The organism is Dictyobacter halimunensis, assembly GCF_036245075.1.
This window is the reverse complement of the sequence record NZ_BSRI01000002.1, coordinates 1,477,379-1,499,976: the sequence shown is the minus strand read 5'-3', so window position 1 is coordinate 1,499,976 and position 22,598 is coordinate 1,477,379. Positions and strand designations below refer to the sequence as shown.

The following is a 22,598-nucleotide window of genomic DNA, read 5'->3' as shown; positions in this document are numbered from 1 at the left end:
TCATGAATGATGATTATTGGACAGCAATCAGGTATCGTGCCAGAGATGAAAAAGATTCATTAGGTGCAAGTTTTAGTTGATTATTTTGTATATGCTTGTTTAATATAGTATAAAACATGCGTAAAAGTATAAAATTATACTATAGTATATAAAATTGTTTATCTACTTTTCACAGTTTAGGGTGTAGTATTATTTTCCTATGGTAAAAGAAAGTATTTTGCCTTTTCTCATTATATGGGTAAAGTTATAAACAGGAGTCGAGTGCTTCTGAGGTTGGGTCGTATTGTTGTAGTGCAGCTCGGCTGGATTGTGAAGGTTGTACGTAATGTTGTCTTCTGAACGTTACCATAAGCGTAAAAGCAGCTATCGGCAGCGTAGTCGCATAGCTCCTCTGGCGAATGAAGCTGTCCCGCGTAGTGTCCCCATTGAACAGTTACCATTTCCAGAGCATATGCAATTTTTATCTTATGATGCCGTCCATACACCTCCTCTTTTTCCACCAGCAAGTCCGGGAGCGTATCCTGCGCCACCGCATGAGACCTTTCAACGTATCGCCTGTGGTGGGCAACCCTTTCCATTCGCCAGTAGCGCGCCTGTTATACCCTCTGGCGGGGGCCCTGTTAATTACACGCAGCAGTTTGTTACCGAACAAAAGACCGAGGAGATTGCGGCTCCTTCTGTCCGATCAGGGGTGAGCGGGTCGCCATCGCTGGTTATTGTACCCGGAGGCGGCAGGACATCGCCCGCTGGAAAGACCTCGTTGCGAGGAAGGCGCCTGGTGGTCCATAGCGCTCTAAGCTTTTTATTTTTATTTCTCGCCCTGGGGGCGACGATGGCTTTGATGCCGGTCGATACCGGTACCAGCCATGAAGGGAGCACCTTCCCTTTCACCTTCCACATTGCCTCGGTTCACAAAAATGATACAGTCTTGATCACCGCGCAGGAGGCTACCGCTACCGCGGTCACCGTAGACGGCTACGATCCCGGGGGCGGCCATGTTTACGCTGGGGTAAAGGCGGCCCCAGCGAATATCCACCTTCCGGTCGCCGACTATGGCCGATTAAGCCAGTTCTTTTATGGTCAGTGCACATACTGGGCCAATATGCGCTATCACCAATTGACCGGCCATTGGATCCCCTGGCTGGGCAATGCCTATCAATGGGCCTATCAGGCACCCGCGTATGGTTGGACAATCTCTGATATCCCCAATCCAGTGGGCCAATCAATCATGGTTTTTAGCCCATATGCCCAGGGAGCCGGTGCTTACGGCCATGTCGCCGTAGTGGAAAGAGTCAATGCAGATGGGAGCGTACTGACCAGCAATTGGAACTGGAACGGGGACTGGGCTACCTTCTCCATGCATACCTTCTATCCCGGTCGCGGCATCAGCTTCATCTGGTATCCCAATTAAGCCTCTTACAGATGTCCACGTCATTGTTGTGATGGAAGGTGGATGTTCGGGCACAGGGTCGCCTGTCGGCTCTAAGCCAGGGTAAGCCTGGCACCTACGTTTCACATCGGTTCCAAGCCAGGGCAAGCCTGGCACCTACGTTTCACATTGCGCTTGTGCTTCGCTCATAATGACGGAAGGCGTGCGCGCGGGCCGATCAGTTTCACATTGCGCTTGTGCTTCGCTCATAATGACGGAAGGAAGCGTTGGTGTGCGCGGGCCGATCAGGCCCGCGCACACCAACGCTTCCTTCCCTTTTCCGTGCCGCCGCAGGCGGCACATGTTTCTGCAAGAGGCGTATTGGGTCATATTAAAATTCTTTTATATAAATACATGATAGTTATATGGTCCTAAAAAAGGTCTGATTAATTGACTGAAACGCCGCTACTTATGTAAAGTCATGTTGAGTATTTGAAAAAATCTATTTGGAGCGTCATCTTTTGATGCACCCTTGTAAAACTAAAGGTAATGTGTATGTTATTTCGTGATCGTTCCCGTAATGCCGATAATAAGCAACACCAAGGCGTTACTCCTCCGGCCTCCAATGGGGGAGGCGCTCCGAGCATGTTGATGGAGCAGAGACGTGCCCCTGGCCCAAATACTCCCATGCCTGCCCCCGGTGACGCGCAGGCGCCCCTTGTTCCTATGCCCCTGGATGCCGGAGCCATTCCTGCTATCGCACCAAGAACCACCGATCCACTCCGTGAGGCTGTATTTATCCCTTCCACAGGTAAGAGAAGCACGGGCACGTTGCGTCCTCCCAGGGGGAGGAGAACCGTGGTGCATATAGGTGTGGCGGTGGCCTTGATCGTTATCGTCATTGGTGCATTTGCCGCTGTCCTTCCTACCAGTAATGGCCAGGCCAGCAGCGCCCTGACAAAGATATTTAATCCGGGCAGCGACACCAAAACCTCTCAAGGCAATAATACCGCGTTGATTGCCGCCCAGGCCGCCACGGCGACCGCGGTGACGCAGGATGGTTTTGACGCTGGTAACCAGGTCTACGCAGGTGTTCAGGCGGCTCCTACAGTCACTACTAATATTATCCCCGCTCAAGATCAAGGCAGCTTAAACCGCTTCTTCTACGGCCAGTGTACCTACTGGGCTAATATGCGCTACCATCAATTGACCGGCCACTGGGTCCCCTGGCTGGGTAATGCCTATGAATGGGCCTACCAGGCCTCCTCGTATGGCTGGAAGACATCATCGGTTCCCAATCCATATGGACCATCGATCATTGTACTGGCCCCCTATACTGAAGGTGCTGGCGCCTATGGCCACGTCGCGGTTGTTGAGACAGGTGTCAGCAATCCCTACAATGGCGTCTCAACCAGTAATTGGAACTGGAATGGCAACTGGGCTACAACCACCTACTGGACCTTCTATCCTGGTTCTGGCGTGACCTTTATCTGGTTCCCGGGCTAAGCGATAATTTTATGCAAGTGGAGATAGAATAATTTCTATCTCCACTTTATTTTTTATGTGGCTATTTTTGTAAAAAAAAGTAAAACCGCATGGGTACATAGTCCTAATAAGTATCAATAAATTGACGCACATAGGTGTAATTAGATAAATTGGGGTCGGAAGTCTAGAGAAGCGCATGGCTTGCGACTCTTAAAAGATGTTTTATCCAAGTGAAGGAAGTATACATGTTTTCGAATGAACACACTGCTACGTCATCCGACGTAGAACAGCTGGATTTTGGCACTTCTTCCCAGCCAGAAGGCGGTGTTGCCATATCCCAGGCTCCTGCTGAGCAGTTGCCGGTGGCGGTGAAGGGAACACAGGGGACAGAGGTACAGCCAGTTGCGGTTTCCAGTGCGAACAAGGAACTTACTTCCCCTCAACGCGGACCAATCTTCATTCCTGGTACTGGCAAAAAAAGCTCCGGTACATTGCGCCCCCCCACGGGGCGAAAGGCTGTCGTCAATATTGGAGCCACAGTTGCCCTGGTGGCGGTTATAATTGGTGCTCTAGCAGCTGTGATACCGGTAAGCTCTGGTTTGGCGAATGGTTGGGGAAATATATTTCATCAGAACTCTAATACGGTTGCGTCGCAGCAGAATAATACAGCCTTGATCGCGGCCCAGGCCGCCACGGCGACCGCGGTGACGCAGGATGGCTTTGAATATAATGGCGCCGGTGGTAAGTATTCCTTCGCTGGCGTGCAGAATAATTTTACTTTGCCTGACGGCACGCAGACGAATCAACAGCCAACAACCCCACAGCAGCCCGTACAGCAGCAGCCCGTACAGCAGACGGGGACCACCTCGACCGGCACGACAAATGGAATCTCTTCCAGCACTGGTACGATCGCTGATAGCAGCTTTGTGAATCCATTTACGCCGGGACAGTGTACCTATTGGGCCGACTATGAGTACCACCATTTGACCGGCTACGCCGTTACCTGGAGTGGTAATGCCTCGGCCTGGGCGTCCGGTGCGGCCGCCGCTGGCTGGGTTGTTTCTTCTCAGCCTCATGTTCCCTCGATTATCGTGTTGCAGCCGGGTACACAGTACGCTGGTTGGGCCGGGCACGTAGCCGTGGTTGAGAAAATAAACGCCGATGGTTCGGTGGCCACTACCAACTGGAATGTTGTCGGTTGGGGAGTCTTTTCCTGGAATACGTATCAACCAGGTCCCGGTGTCTCTTTTATCTGGCATCCATAACCTTTGATGAGGAAGACCAATGCTGTATTGGCCTTCCTCATTTTTTGTGCCCCCATTGGGTGAGCAGGCGTGTATAGTGGGCAATCATTTCTTGATGTCTGTCCCTGTCCTCTGACGGACCATCTTTGAGTTCCTGTTCGTGATAGGCCAGCAACGCCTGGGCGGCGCAGATCGACCTGGGTGAGACGCGGGTGCGTTTGATGCATTCGGCAGGAAGAGGTTGCCAGTGGGGACTGCTATGCCAGTTGATGTATGGACAGTTTCGGCAGCGGTTGGAGCAGCAGAAGCCGCGACGAATAAGATAACCTCGCGTTGCAACATACAAGCCATTCGATGTTACCTCCCAATCCCCGTCTTCTTTCCTCAAGTACATGATTAGACCTTTCCCTGTACCCATCCACTTACATATCATTTCTACGCCTGGCTGGCACAGTTTTGCTGAGAATGCATTGCCTGTTGAAGTATTGTAGCTGAAAAAAAGTGGGATAGGGCAAGGTTGCCCCCTACGGATGCCACTTCGACAGCAGGCGTTCGCTGGCCCTGGTGGCGACCGCGATCTCTCGAATCCTCCTCCTATCAAGCAGACCGTTCTCGGTGATGACGTGCGTCAGGAGCCGATAAGGGGTATGGTCGAAGTAGAAGTTGCGTACCTGAATGCCGGATGGAGCATCGGCAAAGACTTCCGCGGGCTCTTTCTCTTCCAGGAGCGCCAGGTTGCTGGCCATACGCGCGGGATCGTGCTCGTGCCAGCGTTTGGGCGAGATTTTGAGTGTCTCGCTGAGGACATAAAAAGGGATGTCGTGTCCACGGGCGGCCCAGGCCAGCAGCGCGGTTCCGGCTTTATTTAGCAGATCCCCGTTGATCAGGAGGCTATCGGCTCCTACGACCACTCCCTGGCATTGTGGCAAGAAAATGTCCGCCTGCGCGTCGGTAATGATGGTGACCGCGATCCCTTTTTCATGCAGAGCCTGGGCCATTGCGCGCCCCTCGTAGCGAGGACGGCCCTCCAGCACCGTGACGTGCTCGATCTGGTCCTTCAGCGCCACCAGAACCTCTAAAACGGTTCCTGAGATACTGCAGGTCATCAGGCGTCCCTTTACATAGGGACGTGCATGTTCGGCCATGAGCTCGGTCGCCGATGCATAGTCGTCCAGTAACTGCTGGGCTGCATTTCCCATGGCCTCCAATCCTTCTTCATGCGCCTGGATGACGTGTCCGACCGCGCTGGTGAGCGCCCCCATGGCTGGTCGAGCCTGAACGATCTGCCGAGCGACGCTGGCCAGAAGCCGCAGGCGTTCGGATGCTGGACGCCGCTCATCCCGCGCCAGGTCGCGCAGAATCGTAATCGCCTCTTTAACCAGCCAGCGTGAGCCATGCTCCCTATCCTCGCATACCTGCTGAATACGTTGTTCAACTGTTTCCATATATTATTACTTCACTTTGCATAAAGAAAAAATTAACTGATATGGGTTGCTATTCGTCTTTTTGATAGGTTAGACGATGCGATTTAGTGTAGCATAACCTCCAGCCCCCTGGATACTCCCAGCTAGATCGCATCGTTATTTTTCAAATCCTCTTCCCAACTTCTTAGCTGTATCCTCTTCCCCTCTGATTGAGGCACGTGAGCGCCCCCGCACAGGCGTCCGCTGCGCGGCCGCACTGGTTTTTATGCGTTGGTGCAACAGGGGCGCAGATGCGCCCCTGTTGCACCAACGCATAACTGACTTCTGTGGCACCAGCGGTGCATACCAGTTTTTATATATGGGAGCCAGGGATGGGGTGAGCAGATGCGCCCCTACTGGCCCAACGCATAACTGACTCTGTGGCACCAGCAGTGTACACCGGTCTTTATATGGGAGCATGGGGTGCGTATCGCGCCCCTGTTGTCCCAATTCACAAATGGTATCTATGGCATCAGCAGCATTCAACGGTCATTTATATATGGGAGCCAGAGGTGGAGTGCGCATCTGCGCCCCTATTATCCCAACTTATAACTGATTTCTGTGGCACCAGCAGTGCACATCAGTTTATATATGGGAGCCAGGGATGGAGTGCACCTCAGCCCCTACTGGCCCAACGCATAACTGACTTCTGCGGCGCCAGCAATGCACACTCGTTTTATATATGGGAGCCAGAGGTGGAGTGCGCTGAGGCGCACTCCACCTCTGGCTCCCATATATAAAACGAGCGCGGCCGCGCAGCGGACGCCCGTGCGGGGGCGCTCAACTACCCAACCAATTGTCAGAGTAGGTCTGACAATTGGCTGGATACAACCCTTAATTGGCTCTTGTGGGTTAGCGATTGGATTGGTTACACTGTGTGATATCAACAGCCAATCGGGAGGAAGACATGGGACAAGCACAGACAAGCTATCAGCCATTGCCTTTGTTTATGGCATCCATTCGTTCATTTATCCGTCTTGAGCGTTCAAATGGCATTCCGCTCTATCGGCAGATCAGCCAGGGGTTGCGCGAGGCGATCCTTTCTGGCGAACTGCCCGAGGGGACGCGCCTTCCTCCTGAACGTACGCTGGCCCGAGAACTGGGCGTGAACCGTACGACGGTCATGAATGCCTATAACGATCTGTCGGCCGAGGGCCTGATCGAGGGACATGTAGGACGGGGAACGCTGGTGAAGCGTGGTTCTTTCCGCCCCGAGGAGGACTATTTTGATCAGACGACGCCCTCCTGGTTGCTGGGACTGGCTGCAAATGAGGATTCACTGATCGGACGCGACACGCGCGCGGTAAGCGAACTGACCTCGCTTAAAGCCGGCGAGGAGATTATTTCGCTGGCCCAGGGGACTCCTTCCGCCGATATGTTGCCGGCCGATCTGATTCAGTCGATTATGGCCGATAGCTCGCTTGAAGCGCAACGCAGTGCGCTGGGTTATTGCCCTGTTGATGGTCTCTTAAGCTTGCGCCGCCAGATCGCGGCCCGCATGCGCACCCGTGGCGTGAGCGTGGATGTGCAGAACATCCTGATCCTCTCGGGCTCCACCCAGGGTCTGGGATTGCTGGGGCGTTTCCTGCTTTCACCTGGCGATGAAGTGGTGGTCGAGGTGCCAACCTATCTGGGCGCGATCCAGATGTTCCGGGCGCTGGGCGCGCGCATCATTGGTATCCCCACCGATAGTGAGGGGATGCGTGTGGATCTGCTGGAGGCGATCCTGGCGCGCCGTCAGCCGCGCTTCATCTATACCCTGCCGACCTTCCAGAATCCTACCGGGGTGGTGATGTCCGTTGAGCGGCGTCGACGCCTGCTGCAACTGGCGAGGCGCTACCAGGTTCCTATCGTTGAAGATGATGCTTATGGCGAGATCTACTTTGGCGAGGAGCCATCCCGGCCCTTGAAGTCCCTGGATACCTACGGCAATGTCTTATATCTGAGCACCTATTCGAAGATGCTGGCCCCTGGCCTGCGTGTGGCCTGGCTGGCTGCTCCCGAACCCGTAATTGAGCGCATGGGATTATATAAGCAAACCTTTGACCTCAATACAAACGCGCTCGGACAGTGGATTATCGCTGAATTGATACGCCGTGATCTACTGGATGGACACCTCTCGCGGGCACGTCAGTGCTATCAACATAAGCTGAACCTGATGCTGGAAGCCATCGAGACCTACTGGCCGTCGGGGGGACGTGTCTATCCGCCTACCGGTGGTATGCATCTCTGGTGCCGTCTGCCCCATGGGATGCGGGCGCGCCACCTGTTGCGTGAAGCGGCCCACGAACGGGTCGCGTTCGTCAGTGGTGATCTGTTCCATGTCGATGGAGGCGGACAGCACTATATTCGTCTGAGTTTTGCTTCTCCTGAAGAGGCTCATATCTCCGAGGGCATACGTCGCATCGGAGTCGCCATGCGTCGTTTGTTGGCTCGTAGGACGCATTCAGAGGATCAGGACCTCCCCATTGAGCATCTGCCGGTGGTTTGATCCATCTTTGCCTTTCAGAGCGACCTTGATGGTTCCCGACCATTGTGGCCGTCAATCTCCTGTTGCCCCATTAGTCCTATTGATTTGGTGAAGACGGGCATTATGAGTATCTTAGCATGATAGAAGCTGTAATTTTGATTGACTGGTGGGCATGTGAATAGAAGGAGGTTGCAATCAAAATGGAGCACAAGCAGCAGAAAAAATCTGATGAGGCGCAGGAGCAGCAGGAAGAAACATCGGTATCGACCACCGGGCAGCAACCGGGAGAAGAGGTTGTGCCCGGCGTGCCGATTGTACGTAGCAATACTCCGCGCCCACTTTCATATGAAATGATGATATCCTCCGGGGGTCAGTATCCAGCCGAGAACCGGCTTGAGACCGCGCCTCCCTTTCCCTCGAAAGCACCATCGGCTCCTCCCTTGCCTGAAGAGATCGGCGAGTCCGATAGCGAGAAAGCATTGGCGTCGGCCTCTACCAGCCAGCCCGGTCCCCTCGAAGAGGAGCAGGAATTTATCTGGTTATTTGAATACGGCCTGGAAATGGACGCCGCGATTTTAAATAGTCCTGAACGCCTGGATGGCCTGGCCTTGTTGTATGGTCCGGCGGTTCTCAAAGGCTATACACTGGTGGTCGGCGCCCAGCGTATCCATGGCAGTACTGGACCCACTATCGTCGCGATCAGCCCCAGTTTAGAGCCCGACGCGGAGGTATGGGGTGTGCTCTATCGTATCCCACGCCGTGTGTCTGAACCAAATGGGAACGATCCATCGTTGCTTGATACTATCCATGCCGCAATCACGCCGCAGAAGTTTTTTAAGGGGATCCAGGTGGCGGTCCATGAGTCTTACCGGGAACGCGAGATAACCAGCACTACCTATGTCGCGACCGATGTCGCCTATCAGCAGCTGCACTTTACTTTGCCTGAACAAGGGACCGGCGATCTGGCCTTTATGCAGCGCCTGGCGCAGATCGCGCGCAAGCATAAAATATCCGAGAGCTATATTCAGCGTTTATTGGAGCAACGTGTAAATCTTGAGAGTGAGCAATCAGCCGGGGAATACTTCATGGGTCAGCGCTCACGGCGTGTCAGCGCCATGAATAGCGCTTCAGAGGAGAGTACCATGCGCAATAGTCCCCTTGGTCAGTATGTCTCCCATTCATCTCAGGTGGCCGGCCTGCATTCCTCGCATGTATCGGAGCTACGTTCCGCCCATCTGCCAGCGGACATGCTGTCCGGTTCTGGAAGCGAGACAGCGACCGCTAATGAACATAATACCGAACCCCTGCCCGTTTTTAAAGAATCCCTTCTACCTTCCGCTAACCTTATTCCACGTTCATTTCTGCCTCAGTCCACACTGCAGACGCAGCGCTGGCTGATGATCTTCGCCATCTACCTGGTTGCGCTGTTGCTGATCGTGTTGCTGGTCGCCATCATTCAGGGATTGGGGGTGGCTAATGGGGTGTTTAATCAAAGCTTCGAGCCATTGGGGGTGCCCTGGCTAGTCATGATGTATGGGCTTCTAGGAGGATGTATCAGTTGCATCGTCACCCTGAGTCGTCTGCAGATAGATCGTCCCCCTACATTTATCGTTATTACCTGGTTCACTCGTCCCTTTATCGGATTGGTACTGGCTATTCTAAGCTATATTTTATTAACCAGCGGCGTCTTTATCTGGAGCGCAAACCTGCACCGCCATATCGCCCTTTTTTCACTCGTCGGTGCCCTGGCCGGCCTCTGCGAAGGACGCGTATTTTTTCGGCGCCCCTGAACTGGATGAAAAACAGTGATATGGTAAGGAAGACATGACGCCTGGTGTCATGTTCCCCTTACCATATCACTGAAGAATTACCATCCTAATCGGCATTATCAAAGATCGCATGCACAACGCGTTCGGGATCGTGACGCGCCAGCGAATCGCCCTCCAGGTTAAAGCGCCCGACAACCACGCTGGGAACCATGCGCTCCACCTGCTCTTGATCAACCTGTACCGGCATGCTCCCTTTTTCCTCGTACGCGCTTAAAACCTCTGATAAAAAGGTACCATCATTAAGCAAGACACGGTCTACCCGCGCCCCCAGATAGTGGTGAATCACATTGACAAATTCAGATGCTTTATAGTGATCGGTCTCACCGTGCTTTGTCATCAGATTACAAATATAGACTTTTTCCGCGTCAGATTCACGTACCGCGCGAGCAATCTCCGTCACCAGTAGATTGGGTAAGAGGCTGGTATAGAGGTCTCCGGGACCAATGATGATGGTGTCGGCGCGGCGGATGGCGCGAACCGCCTGCTGGCACGCAGGCGCATCTGCGGGTATCAGGCGCAAATTTTGAATGGGCGACAGCGGACCAGGATGTTTTTCTCCCCGTGTATCTATCTCTGTTTCACTGCATATCGCGGTGCCGTCTTCCAGATCAGCGCAAATAGTGGTCTGAGCCAGGGTTACGGGCACGACGTTGCCGGCGGTATCCAGTAACTCTTGCGCATCTTCAATAGCCAGCAGAAGATCTTCATTGTTGATATCTTGCAGACCTTTCAGAATAAGGTTGCCCAGGCTATGGCCGCCAACGCCCCCAACAGTATTGGCTTCAGTGGCATCTTCGGATTTTTCAAAACGATGCATAAATACTTCTCGCCACAGGGCTCCGTTGCGAGCCAGCGCAACCAGCGACATGCGCAGATCGCCCAATGGCAACTGGCGGCGGAACTCGTCCATGAGCCGGCGTGAGCTACCGCCACTGTCCGACATATTGACCACGGCAGTGATATTAAATGGATATTTTTTGAGATGGGAAAGGAGTGAAAATGTTCCTGATCCTCCGCCGATAGTTACAACACGGCGTCCTGCAAACTGGTCTCCTGTGCGCAAATTCCTCTGCACTAGGTTTCTCCTTCGGCTGATTCCAGGTTCGTTATCCACAATATGTTCCTCTACACAAATACGCATTATGTAGATGCACAGCATGCGTCTGTTCAATTACGCCATGATATGCATTGTATAATACGTACGGCGTCGTTATTTTTTCGACATATATTTGATAAGCAAACATTGTAATATAAACAATCGGAGAAAATGATAATTTTAATATCTATCATTTTCAAAACAATGATCTGTTTTCTTCCGACAGTCTATCACGACAGTATACCTCGTGCAAGAATTATGCTTGTCTACCCTTATCAGCTACTTCTTTAAGTAGGAGCTTCTGGCTACTGGTGCTGAATGAATCATACTCAGCTATAATATATGTTATGCTATTACGCAGCAAATATAGTTGCAAATCAACATTTCTCTTTATGTTATTTGAATGATCTATCCTCCCATAAGTCCTATCTTCTTGTGTAAGGAATGGAATTACGCTATACTGTTGTCAACGGGAATCTCTTCGACACTTTGTGGGCGCGGTGTCGGGGGCGCAAGACTCCCGTTGTATTTTTACATGCTCTCTATATGCCTTTCCATGTAATTTTTCTCCTTACACTTTAATTTTTTGCCCATCCATCCCTTAAAGGCTAAAGTTTTGGTGAAAATTTAATAATCCTCATTTATTTTTGTCTATTAATAAGATAAAAATATAGGTTTAGGGTGTTTTATTGTGCATAACGGTAGTTTGGTATCCACTGGTTTCTCAATCCATTAAACAATATATCGCATCATGAGTGATATGTGTACCTATGAGATTAGATGTGTTATAATTGCTCTTATTTTTGAGGGAGGAATGCGCTAGTGACACAGAATGCGGATAACAGGATGTTACTTTATCGGGCCAGACTTCTGGTGGAAGAAGGCAGATATGACGCGGCTCTGGACGTATTGATAAACATGCAGCTCGATAACGAGAAGCAGCAACAAGAAGTAGCGTATCTGCTTGGCTGGTGTTATGTTCAGCGCCAACAGTGGGAGGAGGCGCTTAATACTCTTTCACCACTTCTGGTGGGAATGGATGAACGCCTGGCTGTAGAGACACCACAGGAGCGCGAGCGCCATGCGATGGCGTTGTTGCGACTGGGAATGGCTGCGGTGAACCTTTCAACGTATGAAGATGCCTCTCTTCATTTTACGCGTTGCCTGAAGGTACTACACGATCGACGCGTTCATCTGCCGGTGGTTCGTATCCATGCGCGTTACTACCTGGCCATGACGTGTCTGATGCGTGGTTTATATACTCCAGCTCTTGAGCACTACGAGGAGGCGATACGCCTCTGTAATCATTACGGCAATGAGACGGCTCTGCCCGATATCTATTATGGCCTGTGCGATGTCTATCGCGCAATGAATAAGCTCGTCGATTCGTACAACGCCGGTCAGGAGGCGCTGCGCCTGTATATGGCGCGCGAGGATCAGCAGATGGCGGCGCGCATGCACAATATGCTCGGCCATGTCTGTATGCAGATGGGCAATTATCGCGAGTCTTCTGACCACTATACTGAGTCGCTGGCTATGGCAACCAGTTACCAGGGACCAACACTGGCTATGTTGAACTGCGCCGCCCTGGCAGAGGTGCGCCTGGCTGAGAAGCGTCTGACGGAGGCCAGGCGCTATTGTCAACTGGCCCTGACGACGATGGAGCAGACCGATGATGTGCATATGAAGGGGCGAGTCTATCATGTAATCGCCAAGGTGGCGTATGCGGCGGCTCTCCAGCAGGACGGAGCCCGGCATCGCCAGCTGCTGGAGGAGACTCTTTCCTGGTATGAGAAGGCCAAGACGTGCCTGGCCGCGACCCAGGCTTACGCCGATGAGGCTGAGATCTACGGTGGTTGGGCGCAGGTTCTAGAGGAACTCGGCCGCGACGCGGAAGCCATTGAGTGCTGGCGCGCCGGCTATACCGCGCTCCATCAATTTAGAGAAGATGGTAAATAGCCCGGTAGGTCACGTGTATGTCGTGCACCAGCACAGCATATGGGTGACCCACCAGCTATTTAAACTGGGATCAAGCTGTCCCGAAACTTAATCCCAGCTGCCCTAACCATTTGCGATAAGCGATGGCGGTGCGGTCGGAGCGCAGGTGTAGCTCAGCCTGCAGGTCCAGGGGCAGTAGTTCCGGCCGCTGAGATTCTACGATCGGCACATCCTGCATGGTAATCAGATTCTGAAATTCCTGGATCTCGCTCTCGGTGAGATTGCTATAATCCATCGCTACATATGCCCATGCATGTGAAAGGTTGGGCGCTACCGGCGTGATGGTGAAGAACATGGCAAAGTGGGGACCCGCCGAAGATTTCACAAACCCCGCCGTCAGAGGCCGATACACGCGATACGTATAGGAGACAAGAGCTCCTTGCCCGCTACCATCGGGATCGGGCTGCCAGACGGTGATGTTACTGGCTGTGATACCATCCTCATCAGTTGTTACCTGATAATCATTGACTTCAGCATGCGTGGGATCTCCCAGGTACGATTGGTGCACAAACGGGAAGTGCGTGATATCCAGAAAGTTTTCAATCGCCCTGGGGGCGCTGGCTTTGTATGTGTATGGCCCGCAGTGAACCTTGCGATAGCTGGCGTCCTCCCATTGAGGGAAATGCGGAATGTCTCTGGTCGCCTCTCCCAGGCAGACCCAGATCCAGCCATATTTTTCGCGGGCCTGGTACACCCTGGCCCGCGCACGCTCTGATGGCTGCTGACTGGGATGGGCCGGGTAGCGTATACATTGACCATCTTCATTATAAACCCAGCCATGATAAGCACAGGCCAGGGTCCCGTTCTCAACCTTGCCAAGCGAGAGCCTGGTTCCCCGATGGACGCACAGATCCTGCCAGGCGCAGATCTTTCCGCCTACGCGCCAGAGCACCAGGTCTTCTTCCAGCAGACGGACCGGCATGGTTCTCCCCTCCTGCAACTCCTCTGCCCGGGCGACGACATGCCAATCGTTCACCAACACCTGATCATTAAGCATAAATACAATTCCCTTTCTCCCATTTCATGAAAAATACCATAAGTTCGGACCTCGCGTCCGATTAATTTATGAATTTACGGTTCCGGTTTCAAACGCACCAGCATGGTCCCCAGCCAGATGATCCAGATTGCGAAGAGGAGGGTGGCAATGGTCGTCAGGGTGCTCTGACCACTGCCTGCGGCGCTAAGCACGGCTACCGCGCTGATGCAGAGCATGGCTCCGATGAAGAGCGAGGCGTAGCCAAAGGCTACCCAGGCTCCTGGCCAGAGATTCTTGCCGGTACGCCCGATCATGGCGCCAAAGAACAGGCATCCCAATCCCAGCAGACCGGTGCCCAGCACATTGGTGATGATGGAAAATATGGGCGCGATGGTTGTGACGCTGTTTTGCAGGGCGGCTCCTGTGCTGCTGGCAACGAGGATGAAGTAGATGCTGCTGGCCGCGGTACCCAGCAAATAAATCGAGAGCCCGACCAGACCCAGCCAGGCCGCCAGCACGACAAACCCTTTACCACGCCATGGATATGCCGGTAGTCCATCCTCCTCCTCTTCTTCTTCGCTATCGGCGGCGCCTGCCTGCTCTGTCATGGCCTGGCGCTCTTCCTCCTCGCGCTCCTGTTGCGCCATCAATTCCTGGGCGATAATAATGCGATTCAGGTTAAACGGAAACGAGATCAGTAGCAAAAAGGCGCACAGCAAGAGCGCGCGATAGACCAAAAACGGCAGGCTATGGCTACTGATCCAGGCAAGATAGGCTGTGTAGCGTCCCAGACCGGTGGCGTCCAGGGCGGCGCTAAAGCCGGTATGACCCAGGAAGAGGACCTGGTAGAGCGGTATGACTAACAACAAAAGCAGGCCCGCAATAATGTAATAGATGCCATTTGAGCGTAGCCTGGCTAATAAACCACGTTTCATTAGAAAAAACCTTTATTAAATACCTGGTAAAGACAATGCTTGAGACTTTTCTCTCCATTAAAAGTATGGCAAAAGTTTACTACTTCTGACAAGAGTTGTCAGTGGTCTGATTTCAGAGCTGTGCTCTCGGACTCCGCTCTGCCGCCCTGCGGGCGGCGGGAGAGGGAGGATCTGGTGGGGACACCCCACACCCCGGCAGGAGGGCCTCGCCGGCCCTCCTGCACCTCCCGCTTGCACCAGCACATCATAAGAGAATGGGGATGCCTGCGTTCCCCATGCCCGGTTGGTCATGCCGTTTCCCAGCATGACCAACCGGGCGGCTGTAACTCTACAGCATGACCGTGCGTATACAACGTATGGATTTCTATCCAGGATAATTTGGGAGGAATGGAATGCCGCGCTGGTTATATTTCTTATTGATCTTTGCTGCTCTGGCTGTTGTGTTTGAATATGTTCCCTTTATACATGTCCCTTCATGGGTGCTTTTTGTGATTGCCGCCCTGGGTATTGTTCCACTGGCTGCTCTGATTGGCCAATCGGTGGAAGAGGTGGCGGAGCATACAGGTGAGCGTATTGGTGGTTTATTGTTCGCGACATTCGGCAATGCCACTGAACTTATTATCGGTATTATTTCTCTCACCAAGGGTCTGGTTGATGTGGTGAGTGCCACCATTATCGGGACGGTGCTCGGGAATCTTTTGCTGGTCTTTGGGATCGCCGTCTGTATCGGTGGCTTTAAAAATGGGCGCCTGCGTTTTGAGACGCGTCCGGCCAGCCAGTACGCATCGTTGCTGGCACTCTCGATCGGGGGTCTGTTGCTGCCCACGATCGCTGAAATCTTCGCGACACGCGCCAACCAATCGATGGTTGCTGAGCGTGGTGTGATGCTATCGGACGCGATTGCGGTCATGTTGTTGATCGGCTATGTCGCGTCGATCCTGTTCAGCGTCTTTCGCCTGGGTGATAAACATCAGGAGAACGAGGTAGAGATTGATCCGTTGGTGGGAGCGCGTTCGGCGGCCGCTATTATGCGTCTGCTCGCCTATCGCCAGCACCTGGCTCAGAGCTCGGTTGCGGGCAAGAGCGGCGTGCTGCGGCGCATTGATGGTACCGTTGATGCGATCGTTGCCCATGAGACAGGAAATGCGGCCGGGGCAGCCGGCGCGGTGGCGGAGCAGGATAAGGCGCCAGAAGCTACCGATGGGAACAGTGCCTCCAAGAATTCCCTGCTAGATCCGTCTCTGGTACTTAAACGGAGCGCTGGAAAGCAGGCGCAGACGGCTCCAGAGGAGGCGAAGCCGAATGAAGAGGCGAAAAAGGTTCCTTTGTGGAGAAGCCTGCTCCTGCTGATCCTGGCAACCGTTGGGGTCGCTATCATCTCTGAGATTCTGGTGGGGACGATTGAGCCGATGACGGCGGTACTGCACTGGAATGCCGCCTTTGTGGGCCTGATCTTTATTCCTTTGATCGGTGGTCTGCCAGAATACTTCAACACTATCTCTATGGCCCTGGATAAGCGCATGGAAATGGTTTTGTCTGCCTCCGCAGGCTCGTCGATCCAGATCGCTTTGCTAATGGCCCCCATCCTGGTCCTGGTTAGCCTCTTTATGCCGCACCGTCTCGACCTGATTTTTAGCCTGGTTGAACTGGCTGTGCTCGCGCTAGCCACCTTCCTTTTTAGCGAAGTCACCAAAGATGGTGAACTGGTCTGGCTCGAAGGTCTGCTGATGATACTGCTCTATGCCATGATGGGTGGCACCATCTTCCTATTCGGAAACTCACCCGTCATCCCTGGATAAGAAATTAATAATGAGGATATGGAGAGGGGCCCTGTGTGGTGTGCACTGCACACCACACAGGGCCCCTCTCCATATCCTCATTAAAATAATGTACTGTCAATACCATTATAATGGTATTGACAGTACATTATGTCCTTCGCGACCGCTCTGGACGAGGTGGGAGACGAACAGCTCGATAACAAAAGGCTTTTCATAGAGGGGACTGCGATTGTCATCCATAAAGAAGATATGCAGGCGTTCGCGTCTACCGCTGGGTCCGCTGCTGAGAGCCTGCATAGGCATCGTGACCTCGGCGACATAGCCGGTTCCTGGTATGGTGACGTCAGCCTGCTGGACAATGTAGGCGTAGTTCTGATAGAGCGCTGACCGCACTTCGATGTGAACCGTTTCCCCTTCTCCCAGAGAGCTCAACCCACCAGTTACCTGATCATTGTTAGCCTTGTTGCGTCCCAGGACGTTGACGCGAATAGAGTAGCCCTGCTTGGGTTGGATACGCATCGGCGTCTCAATTAGGGCTGCCGCTGATGTGCTCTGCTGAGGTTCGCCCAGGATGAAGCGCTGGACCCGTTTCAATAACGAATCGTCGGGCCGTTCTTTGTTCTCTCCTGTGCTTTCTCCGCCCAGGATGGGAGTTTTTGGTATGTGAAGTTTGGGCAATGCCGGCAGAGAACCGGTGATGATATTCTTCAGGTGTGTTAGCGATGAGTCTTTATGCTCGTGTATCGGCTCTTCACCATGTTGTGCCTGTTCGGTATTGTCAGCCTGTCCATTATCAGCCGACTGATCCACCATTGCGGCCTGCGCTAACAGGTCCGCGGTAAGTGAGTCTTTTTTAATCAGGACCGTCGACATCTGGGAGATATCCTGAGGTGGTAGTTCGCCCGATGGCTGGATATGCCGCCCCTCGCTGGTGGCCCCTTCTTGCGGCCCCCATTTATTCAGCTCTGGCGCGGCGGTCTCGCTTTGTCGATTCTGTTCGTTCTGGTGGACATCAGTTGTATTCTGCTGTTCCAACGTATGCCGCTCATCAATAGTGGAGGCATCTTGCGAGTCGTTAGCGGGCTCAGTGCCTGCGGACTCCACTGTCTGTTCTTCTGTTGTCTCTGTATTCATAACTTCTGGCTCCTCGGCAGATGGTTGTGCAGATTGGCTGGTCCCCTCGTCTACCTGGAACTGTCTCTGTTGTGCCGCCCCTTTTTCCACTGGCGCCTCCCCGGTTGATACTTCTGGCGAGCCCAGATTGCTTGTTTTGATTCTGGAAAGGTAGCGCCGGGCCATGCGAGCCTGAAGCGGGATCATCGAAATGGTCTGATCATCTGCTTCCTCGGTGTCCGCTACCCCATTATCGGTGTCACTTTTATTATCGGCCATGTTCGCAGCGATCGACAGAGCACTTTTCTCATTGCTGACTTGCGGATTATTGGAGCCGCCGGAGCGATTGTTGATGGATTGGGGTAGGAAGCGCTGCAGCATTTCTGAGAATTCGCTGGCACTTTGATAGCGTAGCTCTCGCTCCATGGCCAGGGCCTGCATGACCGTCATATCCAATGTGCTATTGCTGCGCGCATCCAGGTCGCGCAACGCTGGCAATGGACGGTGACGACGTTTATTGGCATCATCGGGTGTAATGCCTGTCAACAACAGATAGAGAATGGCGCCCAGACTGTAGATATCTGAACGTGGCTCGATATCGCCCAGCAGTACCTCGGGTGCGCAAAACGGAGAAGGATTGGCATGGTTCAATGGCTGGGGAATGAGTTCGCGTAGGAGATCAGGGATCCAGGCGATGATGAGGAGTGGCTCTCCACTATAGTCATGCTGACTGACTACGATGGTCTGGGGATCGATCTGCCCGAGCATGACCTCTGAGCGATGGATCTGTTCAAGCGCCCGGCTCAGGCGATAAATCCAGGCGATGGCTGTCTGTTCATCGGGCAGGCCAATGCCACTTTGCAGGATATCTTGCAAGGTTGAGACCCGTATCTGCGATGTGTTGCTGGTGCCATCTTTGCTGGCCAGCGCGAATGGCCAGCCGGAAATGACGTATAGATGTCCATTGAAATAGCGTAGATCGACCAGCGGCATTACCGCTGGAATACGCTGCCGGCGCAGCACGTCATATTCATTTTGTAACGCCGCGATAGCCAGGGCTCGATGTTCCTCGTCAAGCGAGCTGATATCAATATCATGGATGATGACCGGGCGTTGCTGCTGGGTATCAATGGCCATTAAGACCTGTGCTGGAGCTTGTCGCCGCAGCAATGAAGTGATACGATAGCGGTCAGTGATGTCGGCGTTCTTGGGAGATGACTTATCGCCTCCCTGTTTCTCGACGCGCTCACCACATCGTCCGCAAAAAGTTGCCGAAGGTGGCAATTCCGCATTGCAACGTTTGCATCGCATTATATCAGGTTGAGTTTGATCGAGAGATGTATGTGTTAAGCTCATGCCACAATTACGCCCTTTTAAAATGAAACTATGTATGTTTACGACAAATTATAGCACACCTGGTTCCCTTACGTGTCGTGTACCGCCATTTAGTAGGCATGATGGTTGCCTACTTGCATCTTGTTATTGTAGAGTTATTTTCATAAATGGCAGGGATAGCGTAAGCAACGGGTAATTGGAGATGGGGCTGATTGCCTGACTAATGGTGGCGCAATGGAACTTTTTTCCCCTTGTCACCAGTCTCAGGTTTTGTTAGAATCCCAAAGGGACTATGCACGTGTTCTACTCCCCCATTAGGATATAGGCTTACCTTGTCGTGTCCAGGGCGTCGTAGAATGAGATACAATACAATTAGCAGAAATTAACCAATGTAAGGATGTGTAATCTTCTCCCTCTGGTTTGAGTCTGAAATTACGATCCAATAATATCTGATATAATCCGGAGGTATGTTTTTTTATGGATTTAGCCACCCTCTTATTCTGGATCTTCGCCGTGATCCTGGTGGGTGCCGCATTGCTGGTGGTGGGGCTTCGTAATATTGTGCATAGCGCTCTGGCTCTGGTTATGGTCTTCGCCATGGCCGCCGGTATTTATGTCCTGCTCAGTGCAGAATTTATTGCTATTGTGCAAATCCTCATCTATGTAGGTGCGGTAACGATTTTGATCTTGTTTGCGCTGATGTTAACGCGCATTACGGGACGTACACAAACCAATCCAACTAATAGGTTATGGCCCGTGGCTGCTGTGATCTGTGCCGCCCTTGGCGTGGCGATCATCTACGCGGTGAATACGAGCCAGCATGCTGTAAAGAATGTTGTCAGTGCGTCAGAGGTCGCAAAGCAGCTCCCCAACAACGTTGTGAGCATCGGCCAGTTGTTATACAGCCCTGTCCATTACAGCTATGTGCTCCCGTTTGAAATTGCATCACTGGTGTTGCTGGTCGCAATTGTTGGCGCAATTGTCATTGGCAGAGAGGATTAATGGGGATGCAGCTTACAGTTAATCATTTTGTTGTTCTGGGGGCCGTGCTCTTTTGTATTGGCCTGTATGGCGCTATTACGAAGCGCAATGCCATTGCCGTATTGATGGGTATTGAAATTATGCTGAATGCAGTCAATATTACAATGGTTGGTTTTTCGTACTTTAATACCGTCAATGCTTATAAAGAGCTGTTGACTGGACAGATCTTCGCTATTTTCATTATCACTGTTGCTGCGGCCGAGGCTGCGGTTGCACTGGCAATGATTATTGCCATCTATCGCAAACGTGCTACGGTGGATGTTGGCGAGATCGATATGATGAAGTGGTGATCAGATGTTGTTGTATCAATTATCGTGGACAATCTTGTTTGCACCGCTCCTCGCTTTCGCTGTAATCATCTTCGGTACACGGGTATGGGATATGCTGAGCCGACCTAAGACGGCTCCTGCAGCTCATGCTGGTGGCCATGGAGACCATGCCAGCGACCACGCTGACCATCATTCGGTTGAGGCGCAGGGCACCCATGGAGATGAGCGAGTCGGGCATGCCGAGGATGATGACGATGATCCTAAGGTTCCTCGTCTTTCGGCCGGTGCAAAGGCCAGCGCCTATGCCGCGCTGCTGATTATGCTTGCCGCCTGTGTTTATTCCTGGGTCTTGCTGTTGAGCTCGATGACTTCGAGCGTTCTGCCTCAGAGCGGTATTCCGGTCTTTTCTTATACCTGGCTCAATGTGGCTACTCTGCATTATGATATCGCCTTCCACCTGGACCGTCTGGGCATCGCGATGCTGGTGGTGGTAACCACTATCTCATTGCTGGTCCAGTTTTACTCCCAGGGATATATGGAGAACTCGGCAGGTTATGCGCGCTTTTATGCCTACCTGTCTTTGTTCGCGTTCTCAATGTTGCTGATCATTTTCGCCCAGAACTTCCTGGTAATCTTCTGTGGCTGGGAACTGGTCGGTTTGAGCTCTTATCTGTTGATCGGTTTCTGGATCAATAAACGGGCTAAACCCGAGGAGCAGCGACCCGCGCCTGCTAGTGCGAACCTGCAATCATTTATCATGAACCGCATCGGTGACGTTGGTTTTATCCTCGGTATCATGATCCTTTTCGTCAATACAGGATCCTTCGATTTCGCGCAGATTCAGAAGAGTATCACTTCTGGTAACCCTTTGTATCATTCCACCCTGCTGGGTGTGGCGATGCTGCTGGTGTTCTGTGGCGCGATTGGTAAGTCGGCGCAGTTCCCGCTGCATACATGGTTGCCCTCCGCTATGGAAGGTCCTACCCCGGTGAGCGCGCTGATCCACGCGGCAACCATGGTTGCCGCCGGCGTCTATATGGTCGCCCGTACCTTCCCTCTCTTTAACGCGGCTCCCGCGTTCGCCTTTGATGTTGTGGCTTCGATCGGTGCGTTTACCGCTTTCTTCGCCGCGACTATCGCGCTGGTGCAATCGGACTTCAAGCGTGTGCTGGCCTTCTCGACTATCAGTCAGCTGGGCTATATGTTCGTGGGTCTCGGTGTGGCCGGTCCTGAGTTTGGCCCTGGCCCCGGTATGTTCCACCTCTTTACGCACGCCTTCTTCAAGGCTCTGCTCTTCCTGGGTGCCGGTAGCGTGCTGCACGGTCTGCATCATGCCATGCACAAAGAAGTTCAGGATGTACGTTTGATGGGTGGCCTGGCGACTCGCATGCCGATCACCGCCTTCACCTGGCTGGTCGCTGTGCTGGCTATCTCGGGTTTCCCTTTCATGTCCGGCTTCTATAGTAAAGAAGAGATCATCGGTCTGTCGCTGGAGCATGGTCATATTGTTATCTATGCTTTGACTCTGCTTACCGCTGGCCTGACCGCTTTCTATATGCTGCGCGCCTTCATCCTGGCCTTTGGTGGTAAGGGTGGTAAGTTCATGGGTCTGTGGGGTGGTCCGTATCGTGGCTCCGGTGAGGTGCATGAGTCTCCTCTGACCATGACCATTCCGTTGATGCTGCTGGTGATCCCCTCCGTCATCGCTGGCTACTGGACCGGTTTCTACCAGTATGTTAACGTCAACGCCGAGGCTGTGCAGAACTTGAGCATCCCGACCCTGCTAACAAGCCTGGATACCTGGTTCGGTGTCATCGTGTCCCTGGCTGGACTGGGCATTGCCTGGGCGGTCTATGGCCGCGTCGAGCTGGTGAAGATCAACCAGTTTGTGCAGTCGAACGCCGTGCTGCGTGTGCTGCATAACATTCTGTATAACCGTTACTATATGGATACCCTGTACAACTGGATTACCAACTACCTGATCCTGGGTGGCGTCTCCAAGTTGTCGCAGCTGTTTGATACCTATGTTGTAGATGGCATCGTCAATGGTGTGGCACGCGGTGTGACTGGCCTGGGGGCTGGCGCCCGTCGTGTGGAGACCGGTCGTGTACAGACGTATATGCTGGGCTTCTTTGGCGGTGTGGCTGTATTGGCGATTGTCGTCGTTGTCCTGATCACCACAGGCGTCAAGTAAAGG

Annotated in this window: 16 protein-coding genes; 10 read left to right on the top strand and 6 right to left on the bottom strand. The window is 52.9% G+C overall.

Annotated features, from left to right (window positions below; translation table 11 throughout):
• Positions 1–325 precede the first annotated feature (325 nt).
• From AABA21_RS20210 to AABA21_RS20200, 3 genes are all read left to right on the top strand, one after another.
• A complete protein-coding gene (locus AABA21_RS20210; protein WP_338253254.1) occupies positions 326–1,411 on the top strand; it encodes a CHAP domain-containing protein in 1,086 nt (361 codons plus the stop codon).
• Between the two features lie 513 nt (positions 1,412–1,924).
• Positions 1,925–2,875, top strand: a complete 951-nt coding sequence (locus AABA21_RS20205) for a CHAP domain-containing protein (RefSeq protein WP_338253253.1) — start codon at positions 1,925–1,927, stop codon at positions 2,873–2,875.
• Between the two features lie 224 nt (positions 2,876–3,099).
• Complete coding sequence (locus AABA21_RS20200) at positions 3,100–4,119, top strand: CHAP domain-containing protein (protein ID WP_338253252.1); 1,020 nt, start codon at positions 3,100–3,102, stop codon at positions 4,117–4,119.
• 37 nt (positions 4,120–4,156) lie between these two features.
• Here the strand turns inward: AABA21_RS20200 and AABA21_RS20195 are convergent, their stop codons facing one another.
• Together AABA21_RS20195 and AABA21_RS20190 are read right to left on the bottom strand one after the other, a co-directional pair.
• Positions 4,157–4,492, bottom strand: a complete 336-nt coding sequence (locus AABA21_RS20195; protein WP_338253251.1) for a DUF5522 domain-containing protein — start codon at positions 4,490–4,492, stop codon at positions 4,157–4,159.
• Positions 4,493–4,622: 130 nt separating this feature from the next.
• A complete protein-coding gene (locus AABA21_RS20190) occupies positions 4,623–5,543 on the bottom strand; it encodes an eIF2B alpha/beta/delta subunit family protein (protein ID WP_338253250.1) in 921 nt (306 codons plus the stop codon).
• Between the two features lie 925 nt (positions 5,544–6,468).
• Between AABA21_RS20190 and pdxR the strand changes: the two genes are divergently transcribed.
• Positions 6,469–8,052, top strand: a complete 1,584-nt coding sequence (pdxR, locus tag AABA21_RS20185) for a MocR-like pyridoxine biosynthesis transcription factor PdxR (protein ID WP_338253249.1) — start codon at positions 6,469–6,471, stop codon at positions 8,050–8,052.
• Positions 8,053–8,231: 179 nt separating this feature from the next.
• Positions 8,232–9,821, top strand: a complete 1,590-nt coding sequence (locus AABA21_RS20180; protein WP_338253248.1) for a gamma-glutamylcyclotransferase family protein — start codon at positions 8,232–8,234, stop codon at positions 9,819–9,821.
• Between the two features lie 85 nt (positions 9,822–9,906).
• Here AABA21_RS20180 and AABA21_RS20175 read toward each other — a convergent pair whose 3' ends face one another.
• Entirely contained in the window at positions 9,907–10,935 is a 1,029-nt protein-coding gene (locus tag AABA21_RS20175) for a gluconeogenesis factor YvcK family protein (RefSeq protein WP_338253247.1), read from the bottom strand.
• 843 nt (positions 10,936–11,778) lie between these two features.
• Here AABA21_RS20175 and AABA21_RS20170 point away from each other — a divergent pair.
• Entirely contained in the window at positions 11,779–12,915 is a 1,137-nt protein-coding gene (locus AABA21_RS20170) for a tetratricopeptide repeat protein (protein ID WP_338253246.1), read from the top strand.
• Positions 12,916–12,985: 70 nt separating this feature from the next.
• Here AABA21_RS20170 and AABA21_RS20165 read toward each other — a convergent pair whose 3' ends face one another.
• Together AABA21_RS20165 and AABA21_RS20160 are read right to left on the bottom strand one after the other, a co-directional pair.
• Positions 12,986–13,951 carry an aromatic ring-hydroxylating dioxygenase subunit alpha gene (locus AABA21_RS20165; RefSeq protein ID WP_338253245.1) on the bottom strand — a complete coding sequence of 322 codons (966 nt, stop codon included), beginning with the start codon at positions 13,949–13,951 and terminating at the stop codon, positions 12,986–12,988.
• Positions 13,952–14,025: 74 nt separating this feature from the next.
• Positions 14,026–14,865, bottom strand: a complete 840-nt coding sequence (locus AABA21_RS20160; protein ID WP_338253244.1) for a hypothetical protein — start codon at positions 14,863–14,865, stop codon at positions 14,026–14,028.
• 392 nt (positions 14,866–15,257) lie between these two features.
• Here AABA21_RS20160 and AABA21_RS20155 point away from each other — a divergent pair, with 392 nt between their 5' ends.
• Positions 15,258–16,664, top strand: coding sequence for a calcium:cation antiporter (locus AABA21_RS20155; protein WP_338253243.1), 1,407 nt, complete (start codon positions 15,258–15,260; stop codon positions 16,662–16,664).
• 105 nt (positions 16,665–16,769) lie between these two features.
• Here AABA21_RS20155 and AABA21_RS20150 read toward each other — a convergent pair whose 3' ends face one another.
• Positions 16,770–19,112, bottom strand: a complete 2,343-nt coding sequence (locus AABA21_RS20150; protein ID WP_338253242.1) for a protein kinase domain-containing protein — start codon at positions 19,110–19,112, stop codon at positions 16,770–16,772.
• Positions 19,113–19,568: 456 nt separating this feature from the next.
• Here AABA21_RS20150 and AABA21_RS20145 point away from each other — a divergent pair, with 456 nt between their 5' ends.
• Genes AABA21_RS20145 through nuoL form a run of 3 tightly spaced genes read left to right on the top strand, consistent with a single transcriptional unit; the run spans position 19,569 to position 22,595 of the window.
• The gene (locus tag AABA21_RS20145; protein ID WP_338253241.1) at positions 19,569–20,093 is read left to right on the top strand and encodes an NADH-quinone oxidoreductase subunit J family protein; all 525 of its coding nucleotides are present in this window, start codon (positions 19,569–19,571) and stop codon (positions 20,091–20,093) included.
• 5 nt (positions 20,094–20,098) lie between these two features.
• The gene (nuoK, locus tag AABA21_RS20140) at positions 20,099–20,422 is read left to right on the top strand and encodes an NADH-quinone oxidoreductase subunit NuoK (RefSeq protein ID WP_126595220.1); all 324 of its coding nucleotides are present in this window, start codon (positions 20,099–20,101) and stop codon (positions 20,420–20,422) included.
• 4 nt (positions 20,423–20,426) lie between these two features.
• A complete protein-coding gene (gene nuoL / locus AABA21_RS20135) occupies positions 20,427–22,595 on the top strand; it encodes an NADH-quinone oxidoreductase subunit L (protein WP_338253240.1) in 2,169 nt (722 codons plus the stop codon).
• Positions 22,596–22,598 lie beyond the last annotated feature (3 nt).